Below are 9,925 nucleotides of genomic sequence, written 5' to 3'. Positions count from 1 at the left end.
CCCTATTACCTCGGGTGGCTGAACTACTGGTCTGCTGCTGCCGCGCAGGCCATCGGGTTCCCAGACCCCTCGCGCGACGCGGACCTGCTCACGCGGGCACGGCGCACGGCGTCGGGCGGGTGGGTCGTGCAGCTCACGGACGCGCCGCTCGACCTGGACAACCCCACCCACCTGGACGCGCTCAAACGGGCCTATGAGCGCTTCCCGGAGATTGGCGGTCGCTCGGCGCCTTGCGCCCCTCAGCTCGGGGGCCCCAAGTGAGAGCGGCCGGGCGCTGTCGTGATGAACCCAGCCGGAACAGTACCCGGGACTCGCTTCGAAGAAGCAGCGCCGACGCTGCGGAAGCCCAGACCCCAGGAACGACACTCCACAGGCTCTTGACTCAGGGCAAGCAGGGCCATTGAGCAATGCACCATGTTGAATCAATCTCGATACTTCAGGCTCATGGAGAACGTACAGGCAGGAAACTGGTACCTGGGAGACCCGTTGACGAAACAGGGCCACGAGTTGGAGAACTTCAGGGAGTTTTCGTCAGGACGCCCCTCCCAAGTATCCAGCCGCCTGACGGTTCCTATCGACGAGTCCGGAAGGCGATTAGACTTCTGCACCGCAGGCGCTGGAGCGACCCCCGTTGTTCACATCAGAGCAGCCACCCTCTTCGCGGAAATGGCGCCAAACGACGTGCAATTGATTCCTGTGGATATCAATGGCTGCCCCGATGAATACCTCATTCTCGTTGCAACACGGCTTGTTCGATGTATCGACGACGAGGCATCCGAAGAGGTGTTGTATTGGAAGCCAGAGGATGAGCGGCCGGACAAGCTCGGTATGTATCGAAGTGTTTTCGGGATGCGGATTGACCCTACGAAGGTGGGCGACGCCAAGGTGTTCCGCACCTGGGGATGGTCCGGAGTGCTCGTCGTCTCTGAGGACATCAAGGCGGCCCTTGAGCGCGCGAACATCACGGGAGCAGCGTTCGAGGAGGTCTAGCCCCAGTAGAGCTGTTGCCGCCGGTGCCGAGCCGACCCCTCATTTGAGCCGAGCGTCAAGGTCCGCTCGGTGGCCCCCGCGCAGTCACCCACTGCTGCTGCGACTCCCCCCAAGGTATCGGACCTCAAGCACCGTGGCGAACCGTGGGGCTTGACCGGCCTTACGTAGACTGAGGTACGACCATGCCCATCGACGCCCTGCTCGCAGAGCTCTCGCAGCACCACTTTCCCAACCCTCCTGCGACGCCTGTCCAAATCGCGGCATTCGAGTCGCGCGTGGGATGGAAGCTGGATGCTGACTTACGAGCCTTCTATCTCCACTGCGATGGAGCGGCGTTGTTCGAGTCCCCACCTGACGCGAACTATCGGATTCTCCCGCTGGCGGAGATTCGACGTGCGCGCCTCGCGGTCTTCGGCCGGGACGACGACGCCTACGGCTCACCGTCGATGTATGCCCTGGTCGACATGCAGGACACCAACTACGTCGTCGTAGACGTGGAGCCGAACCTCACCAGGTATCCGCTGTTCGACGCCTTCCATGAGACGTTCCCGGACGTGGAGCAGATTGCGCCGTCCTTCGAGGACTTCCTCGCGCGGGCACTGAACAGTGGGGGACGCTCTTTCTGGCTGGAGGAGTAGCCGCGCGACGGTGCTCGCCGCTGCCCGCGCTGCTCACCCAGGCGCCCCGCGACGCCTCAGGGGAACGTCACGTTGCCAATCGTCACCGTGCGAGGACCCTCTGCCTCCCACAGCTTGAGCGAAAAGGAGCCTCGCGCGGATTCAGCGGACGCTTCTGCTTCAATCACCACGAGCCCAGGCGCACCTGGTGCAGTGGGTGACGCCTGCCACACGCGGAGCACCTTCAATTCAGTTCCAGAGGGACCACGAAGCGCAGCGCCACTCGCGGTCCACGGTCGCTCTCCCTGCAAGTCACTCAGGAAGACTTCAAGGGCGACACGCCCCGTCGAGCGGTAGCTTCGAATGATGAGTGGATGGAGGGCGTTCCTCCGGTCCGAGGAAACCGTCTTGGTCACATCCCGACCGGCCACGCCGTTCACATCAATGCCGCCGGTCGCGAGCAATCCCGCGAATCCCCCCGGAGCACCATGCTCCGACACCAGCCGCGCGCTCTCTTCCTGGCACCGTCGCGTCTCGGCGCGCGCCTCCCTCGCTTCCTGCTGGTACGACTCAACGGTCCTCGCGCTCCGGTACACCTCGACGAGGCTGTCCGCGCGCGCGGGATGAACCGTCAGCAGGAACGAAGCGCCAGGAGGCGCTGCGCCGTCGCGGAAGCGCACAGACAGCCGGAACTTCTCCCCGGGAATCCCCCGCTCCGAAGGAACCAGCCGCAGCGTCATACGGCCCACGTCGACATACGAGAAGACGTGCCTCCCCTCCAGTGCGACGCCCTCTTGAGCCAACTCCGAGTCGAAGAGAATCACGGTGGACAAACCGGGGCTGACGGCAAGCTCGGTCAGCGCGCCTGAGTCATCCGGCCCCAACTCGATTCGCCGAGCGCCGTTTCCCGACACCATGCTCCCCTGCGCCGCCGCGCTCCCCGCCAGGAGCGAGAGCCAGAGGAGAACGACCGATGATGTTGCATGCATCCGTCCACGACTCCCTCACGCGACACCCCGCGCCGCATCACTCAAACTCGCGCACCGCCCTCACATTGCCGGACGTGAAGACACGGGCCGAGGTCGGACTGTCGTCCCCCGGCTCCCGCTCCAACCCCTTCACCAAGGACCCGGACAGCAACTCCAGGCACACGGGAAAGCTCTTTCCATCGCGAGTACGCGCATGGGTGAACCGGCCATAGACGCGGTCACTCACGCTGAGGCGCCCAGAGAAGATTGTGCCACTTGGCATCCGCTTCCACGCGCCGACCAGCAGCACCTCAGTCGGGCTATCCGTCACCGTGATGACCTGCGGCCTGCTGACGAGAAAAGTCACGCCATGGCTGTGTTCCACTTTGACGCCCCACTCCTCCATCTCCTCCACGGCTCCTTCCGGGCACGGCTCCGGGGGCGGGGGCGGGCGCACCTGCGCGCCGGGGCACGCCAGCCCCGTGCAGGCCGCCACCGCGACAAGCGCCTTGCTCATGACACCCGCGCCCTTCCTTCCAGGCTTCGGTGGCATTGGGGTCTTGGTGTTCTCCATCTTCACGGTTGTGGCCTCGGGGAGCATCGCAGGGGCAGCGAAGGCCGCAGGGGTGGACTCCTTGCCGGAGAGGGGCGCTGCGGCGTGGACAGCTTGGGATGAACTCTCCGGGCGCGCTACTTCCTGACGGAGCGGAACGGCCCCCGCATCGCGCAACGTCCGCGAGCTCCACGCCCACCCCACCGCGACTAGCACCACGAGCAGCGCCAGGGCCGCCGCGCCCCAACGCGGCGAGGTCAGCGCGGGCCGCGAAGCCTGTTCCGGCGCGGCGCTCCCCTCCTCCAACAATGGCGCCTGCGCCTCCAGCGGAGGCGGACGCTCCTGCTCCGGCCGCTTGCCGCGCCGGGGGCGGCGCAGCGGTTCGTTCAGCCACTTGTCGAAGGTGTCCCTGTCTCCCTCCGTCGTCGCGGTGTCCTCGCCGTGGGCGTCGCACAGCGGCACGTCCCACGTCGCGTCCGCGCCTCGCAGCGCCTCCTCAAGCGCCGCACGCAGCGCCCCCGCGCTTGCCACCCGCGCGGCCGGCGCCTTCTCCAACATCCGCAGACACACGTCACTGAGCGCCGCGGGAACACGCGCGTTCACCTGACGGGGCGCAAGCGCTTCATTCGTGATGACGACATCCGCCAGCGTGAAATAGTCCCCCGCGAAGGGAGGCCGCGCGGTGAGGAGCTGGTAGAGGACCACGCCCAGCGCCCACAAGTCGTCCGAGGGGCCCGGCGTGTAGAGAGCTCCAGGCACCCGGGCATGCTGACGGAAGAAGCTCCACGCCTCCGGAGCGCGGTACTCCGGCGTCCCGGGCGGGAGGATGTCCGCCGTGATTCCTGGCGCTCCCGCGTAGTCCCCCACGCCGAAGTCCACCAGCTTCGCCGCACCATCCACGCTGCGCACCATGACGTTGGCCTCCTTCACGTCACGGTGAAGCACACCTGCCTCGTGGACAGCCTCCAGTGCCCGCGCCACGTCCAGCACGACGCGCGCCACCTGCCGCGCGGAAGGGTTCTCCTCGGACGCCCACACGTCCAACTGCCGCCCTTCCACGTACTCCATGACGATGACGCCAAACTCCGGAGACGCCGCCGGCCACTTCCCGAAGCCGTGAAGGCCCACCACGTTGGGGTGACGCAGCTTCAGCAGAATGGAGACTTCGCGCTCCACCCGCGCGCCCACGCGCGCCAGCTCCAACAGCTTCAGCGCGTAGGCCTGCCCCTCACACCGCGCGAGGTACACGGCCCCGAAGCCGCCGCTGCCCAGCCGACGCTCCACCGTGTAGCCCACCACCTGGACACCGGGCGCGAGCACCGCGAGGGCAGGCCCCTGTTGCCTCACGGCGTCCGCCTCCCGGCCGTCCGGCCCTCGCTCATGCGCGCACCCTTACGAAGGAGAGATGAAAGAGGCCGCTGCTATCGGCCCCGTTGCCCAAAGCCGCCACTTCTACCGGATGCGGCAGGGTGAAGGGTGGACGTGGGCCCGCGCGGGGCGTTTGTCCCTGTCGGTCGTAGAGGGCATGCGGTCCTCGGGATGCGATGCGTGGGCTCCCGCGAATTCTCAACAAGATGAACCCATGAAGTCCACATATCACGAACCTTATAGGATCTAAGCATCAACGCGCGTACCTCAAGGCCAATCATCCTCGCACCTCGTCACGGCGGGCAGCGCCGCCAGCGTGGGCCCAGTCGGGTGCGCGCCAAGGGGGGCGTGACGCAAGTAGGGACGGGGCCGCAGGACGAGCAGGCAGGAATGGACGGTGGTGCATACCCAGCAGACCTCGCTGCGCTCGGCTCCGCGGCCACCTTCGTGGTGACCTGGACCGGTGCAGGCGACGCCGTCACATCCAAGCCCCTGGCGGGGGGACCTGATGCGTCACTTTCTGCCGCCGCCGGTACACTGACCGGCGTTCGGCGTGCGCGCGCCGACTTCTGGCGCCGCGCCCCCAAAGTGCGATACCCCTCCCCTACCGGCTCGCCCCAGAAAGGCCCTCCAGGTGTCGCTGGTGAGCCTTCTGACTTTCAGGGCACGCGCTGCCATGGACTCCACCGGCTTACTTCCCACTCCTCAACTTGTCGGCTGCGCTCTGTGCTGTCCATGGCCGCGCAGTTCCCGAACTCCTGGTCGCCCATGACCAGCAATACGCGCTTCTTAGTGACCATCAACCGTCCCATGCCCCACGCCGCGTCAGCGAGCGACGAGCCTACCGTCGGCTGCTGGCCTGCTCCTTCTTCAACCGCCCATCCCACCTGAACGCTTACGCCGCGGGCGTACCCCAGCGAGAGCAGGAGCCGCCGGGGCTGCTCATTGATTGGCGAGACGGAGAGCTCGAGTCCGCCAACTACTTCCTGATATCCCTGCCGGAGAGTTGGACGAAGAGGCAGCTCATCCGTCTAGTGATGCAGCGATGGAGAACCGAACGCGTCTACGAAGACCTCAAGGGGGAGCTGGGCCTGGACCATTGCGAAGGTCGCCGCTTCCCCGGCTGGCATCACCATGTCTCCGTCGCGCTGTGTTGCTACGCCTTCCTCGTGGCGGAACGCACGCGGCGTTTTCCCCCCTCGGCTCGAAGGGCGGCTGACACCCACGCGCAGTCACTCTCGACCTGAGCGTCACTTCCACGACAGCTTCATCACCGCACGGCTCGCGATGGCGCGGGTGATTGCTACCCGGTTGCCGCGCTGCCCCACCTGCCACCGCGCCAACCACCAGCGCGCCGCACGTCGCCTGCCCGGCCTCTCCGTCCACCCCTCGGGTCCCTGACGCAGTAGTATTAAGCAGGCACCAGCCGGTGAACGGTTACGAATCAAGCAGTGACGCACCGCGAGCCCCGACCAGCATTCCCGCCAAAGCTAGCAGCGCCGCCAACCCTATCCAATCGAGGAGTGCCCTGGATGGCGAACCATACCGGGGGTGGCAACGAAGCGCGCCCCGTAGTACGTAAGAGATGCGCGCCGGGTTGGCACCGCAGGAGGCACAATGGGAAGACTCAAAGTGTTTCACTGTATACGCCATGGACTCCTGCTAGCCGCCAGCCTTGGGTGGGGGCTCGGCTTGGCGGCCCCGCTCGCAGGACAAGCGAGTAAACGCCCTGCCCCCGTCAAAGGAGTCGCGCTTCTGGAGGTGGGGCAAGATGCCTCCGTCGACCTATGGGTAAGGCCGCTCGATGGGCGCGCGGCGCGCAGGCTTACTCGTTCGGGCCGGCTCACCGCCTTTCTCCGACCCGGGACACAATCACTTGGCGGCGCAGCCGTGTCCCCCGACGGCCGATGGCTCGCCTACGGAGAGCGCGCCGCCTCTCGGGAGTCCAGTGGCGACGACGTGGCAGGGTGGCAGTCGCTCAAGGTGGTGCGGTCCAACGGCACTGGCACGCGGACCGTACTGGAACTGGGTATGGCGGCACCCGACAACTCCCGGACGGCGCCCGTGCTTCAGCTGCCACGCCCCGGGAAAGACAAGCGGCCCTGGACTGGAGACCTGATCTGGTCGGCCGACGGCCAGCACCTCGCGTTCGCGGTAACGGAGTGGACTCCCGACCCAGCCGGCGTAGGGAACTGCACGTATGCGAGCATCTACTCGGTCGAGGTGGCTTCGGGGCGGGCGCGGGAGTTGTTGCGTTCGCCGAGGCCGGGCCCTGTTCGGCTGCTGGGATGGTGGCCGGATCGGAAGGAGGTCGCCCTCTTCGCGGATGAGTGTGGACACCGCCCTGCCCCTGATGTCATCCGCGACGACGGCATACATGGACATGTGGTCATCGCGAAGGTGAACGGAGGCCCCCTCCTTCAGCAGCGAGCACTTGCCCCTTCACAATCTCCGGACGGCCAGTGGCTCTTCGTCTCATCCTTCGTAGAGCCAGCCTCTGTTGTTTTGTCGCCCGGCCCAGCGGGAGGCGGCTCCCTGATTCGGCCAGGAGGCGGACCACGCCTCACCTCGCCAATTCTGTTCCGGCACCTGCCGACCGGAGAGCTTGAGCCCACACTGAAGCTTGCCGGGGCATTCAGGGCAAACCTGCGCTGGGTGAATGCCGGGGCAATCGCCATCATCGAGACCTTGCCCCATGTCCCCTTCGGTCAGCCGCCCATTGCGGACGAAGTGGTCAACTCCACCCACGAGTTTCTGCGGCTGGACTCGAGCACGGGAACGGTGCGCACACTCCGTAAAGAGGCCACGGACCTGACGTTGGTCGATGCCAGCCCAGACGGCGCGCACATGCTTGTGGGAATCGCGCCCGCCCGGGCCACGGCAACGTCCCCAGCATACGAGTTGTACCGGGTGCGCGTCTCCGACTTGGAGAAGAACCTTCCGCCGGGAGTCCTGCGCTTGCGTGGCCAACGATTGCGCGGCGATCAGGGGTATGTCGCCGCGTGGGGCTACCCGGAATACGTTGGCTGGATTCGATAGCAGCCGCGTGCGGCGCACAAGAACAACCACTCCCAGGCCAGATTCATTTCCTGACGCAACAACCTCGTTCAAGGGAGTGGAGAATCTTGACCCCGGACAAACATTTCCATATGAGGCCTTCAGCCCAAACCAAAGTGCCATCGGTCAGGCCCTAGGGGCGGCCAGGTCTTCGGCATGCCTGTCCAACAGTCCAGAGCCACCTCAACACCCCAGGAACGCTGAATGCGAGACGCGTTCGTACGACGCCTGAATGCGCTCGCAAAAACATCACGAGGGGGAGCACATGAATCTTCCGTTCAGGAAATCAATACGCGCATGCGCAGCCATGTCTGCGGTTTATATCATGGGGTGCGGGGTTGAACCGGCGGGCCTGGAAGGAGAGGCCCCCACCGCCGCCGTCGCCCAACCACTGGCTGTCGGGGAGAGCGTCTACGGCAAATATTACCAGCATGACATCGTCGCTGCGACAGGCGACCCTGCGGCTCCCAACCTCAGCCAACTCAAAGGCTACGTTTCCATCAACAATAGTGGGCAGACCGTATTCGTAGGCAAGATGTCCAACGGCTCGGAGCACCTGTTCGTGGGCGGAGCCTCTGGCGCAGTGGACCTGACGCCCAACGAGACGACGGCACGCCGATTCCCCGCGGGCGCGCAGATCAACAACTCCGGAATCGTCGTCGCTCCAGACAGCCTCACGAGTTCATATTTCCTGCGCCGCTGGGCGCTCACTCCAGGCAGCCATGGCAACGTCCAGGACGCCACTCTGTTGGCGCGCAGTTCGACGGAAACTGCTGGCCTCTCATTTATTGGGGCATACCCTTCGCTGAGCGCCTCTGGCAAAGTGGCCTTCGTCGGAACCGACTCGACGGGCAAGTATCAGCTTGCCCTGCCCAACCCCAATAGCACGACCCGCTTTACCACCAAGCGTCAGACGATACAGGCCGCCCGCCCCTCCATGGATGGTGAGGGGAACATCGTCCTGAGTTCGGACTTCTCCGGCCCTATCGAATGGTGGAGCGCAGACCTGAGCACCAACATTGTCCTTGCCGACAACGACGGGAGTTGCTTCACCGATCTCGGCCGTAATCCGGGCATCAGCATCGACGGAACCGTTGTTGTCTTCTACGGCAACCTCCAGCCGGTCTGCGCCACGACCACTGGGATTGTTGAGGCCGGGCCTGGCATCTTCGCGATGGTCTACCCATCAGGAATCGGAGAGGGCGGCTCGTACTACATGTATCGGATCGCAGGCCGGCAAATTGAGAACTTCAACGTCGACAAGAACGCGACCCCGCCTCCCGCCAACGACACAGATGGCATCTGCGAGGTCGACGAGAAGTGCATGGTCGGAGAGTTGGGCTTCACGTCGACTGGCGCTGGCATCGGATTCCAGAGCTTCGCCAAGGATGCGCGGGTGTCCGTCTCAATTGAGGACGTGGGCTCAAGCGAGCCCCGGCTGGTGGTGGCATTCGTTGGAACCCCTACAGCAGCCCACCCCATGGGGCTCTTCTCTGCGAACGAAGGCCTCTGGACCACAGAAGTACGAATGTTCGTCGGGAGTTCGTCAGCCCGACTGACTCCAGAGCGCCCCAGACCGGTCGTGCAGGTGGGCGACAACATGGGGGCAGAGACAGTTGCGAGCTTGGGAGAGACCGGGCAGCCGGTTTTTGCACAGGTGACCAATGCCCCGTTCTCACTGAGCGGCACCGTCCGCAATAAGCGCGATCTCGCCGATCACCGATTGGGGTATTACTTCACAGCCACCAGCGGCAAGCAATTCATCGTGCGCGCGGAGCGGCTCGACACCGACGACGACGGCCTTCCTGACCATGTGGAAGAGCACGGCATGGACTTCGACCAGAATGGCACCATCGACCTGGACCTGCCCTCCCTCTACGGAGTGAAGCCCGACGGGAAAGACATCATTGTGGAGCTCGACTACCTGGTCGCAGCAGGCAACCACAGCCACAAGCCGGTGGTGCGCAACGATGGCAAGGAATTCACACGCATGGTGGATGCCTTCAGGCGCAAAGGCATTCACCTTGCCTACTTCGTCGACGACGCCATTCCGGAAACCGGACCCTTCCTCCAGCTCACACCCCAGAAGCGGAAGCCGGGAGTTTCCGCCAACCAAGTCATGAAGATGAACACCATCCGGTTTGGCACTGGCGGACACCCATGCTCGTTCGGTGGATTCATTGGTACGCATCAAGAACGGACCCAATCTGGCAACTGCGAGGCCATTCTTGGGGCACGCCTGCTTAGGGCCCGATCAGAAATTACTTATCCGAATTGGGCTTGAGGACGTAGTTCCAGTCCCCATGAAAGTCTGAGCGGACGAGGCGGAGTTGATGCATGGCTGCCTGAGAGACGCTGACTCCCGTGCGGTA

7 protein-coding genes and 1 pseudogene are annotated in these 9,925 nt (G+C 64.8%); 6 read left to right on the top strand and 2 right to left on the bottom strand.

The features are described from left to right. From G4D87_RS26470 to G4D87_RS26460, 3 genes are all read left to right on the top strand, one after another. A partial coding sequence (locus G4D87_RS26470; RefSeq protein WP_240358629.1) for a DUF5953 family protein occupies positions 1 to 261 on the top strand: 261 nt, incomplete at its 5' end. A gap of 183 nt (positions 262 to 444) precedes the next feature. Beyond that, entirely contained in the window at positions 445 to 990 is a 546-nt protein-coding gene (locus G4D87_RS26465; RefSeq protein WP_240358628.1) for an imm11 family protein, read from the top strand. A gap of 182 nt (positions 991 to 1,172) precedes the next feature. Beyond that, entirely contained in the window at positions 1,173 to 1,628 is a 456-nt protein-coding gene (locus G4D87_RS26460) for an SMI1/KNR4 family protein (protein ID WP_163785180.1), read from the top strand. A gap of 56 nt (positions 1,629 to 1,684) precedes the next feature. Here G4D87_RS26460 and G4D87_RS26455 read toward each other — a convergent pair whose 3' ends face one another. Both G4D87_RS26455 and G4D87_RS26450 read right to left on the bottom strand, forming a co-directional pair. Further along, the gene (locus G4D87_RS26455) at positions 1,685 to 2,596 is read right to left on the bottom strand and encodes a DUF2381 family protein (RefSeq protein WP_163785178.1); all 912 of its coding nucleotides are present in this window, start codon (positions 2,594 to 2,596) and stop codon (positions 1,685 to 1,687) included. A 37-nt stretch (positions 2,597 to 2,633) separates the two neighbouring features. Next, positions 2,634 to 4,475 carry a serine/threonine-protein kinase gene (locus G4D87_RS26450; RefSeq protein ID WP_163785176.1) on the bottom strand — a complete coding sequence of 614 codons (1,842 nt, stop codon included), beginning with the start codon at positions 4,473 to 4,475 and terminating at the stop codon, positions 2,634 to 2,636. A gap of 917 nt (positions 4,476 to 5,392) precedes the next feature. On the opposite strand from G4D87_RS26450, the pseudogene G4D87_RS40365 reads away from it, so the two are divergent. The 3 genes and pseudogenes from G4D87_RS40365 to G4D87_RS26435 form a co-directional block, all read left to right on the top strand. Further along, a pseudogene (locus tag G4D87_RS40365) lies at positions 5,393 to 5,743 on the top strand (IS701 family transposase); the annotation flags it as partial. Between the two features lie 643 nt (positions 5,744 to 6,386). Continuing rightward, positions 6,387 to 7,535 carry a TolB-like translocation protein gene (locus G4D87_RS26440; protein ID WP_163785174.1) on the top strand — a complete coding sequence of 383 codons (1,149 nt, stop codon included), beginning with the start codon at positions 6,387 to 6,389 and terminating at the stop codon, positions 7,533 to 7,535. A gap of 283 nt (positions 7,536 to 7,818) precedes the next feature. Then, positions 7,819 to 9,837, top strand: a complete 2,019-nt coding sequence (locus G4D87_RS26435; RefSeq protein WP_163785172.1) for a hypothetical protein — start codon at positions 7,819 to 7,821, stop codon at positions 9,835 to 9,837. The last annotated feature ends 88 nt before the right edge of the window (positions 9,838 to 9,925 follow it).

Origin of the sequence: Myxococcus vastator (genome assembly GCF_010894475.1) — a bacterium.
Classification (GTDB): Bacteria; Myxococcota; Myxococcia; order Myxococcales; family Myxococcaceae; genus Myxococcus; species Myxococcus vastator.
The sequence above is the reverse complement of the archived record's forward strand: the minus strand, read 5'-3'. Positions and strand labels throughout refer to the sequence as shown.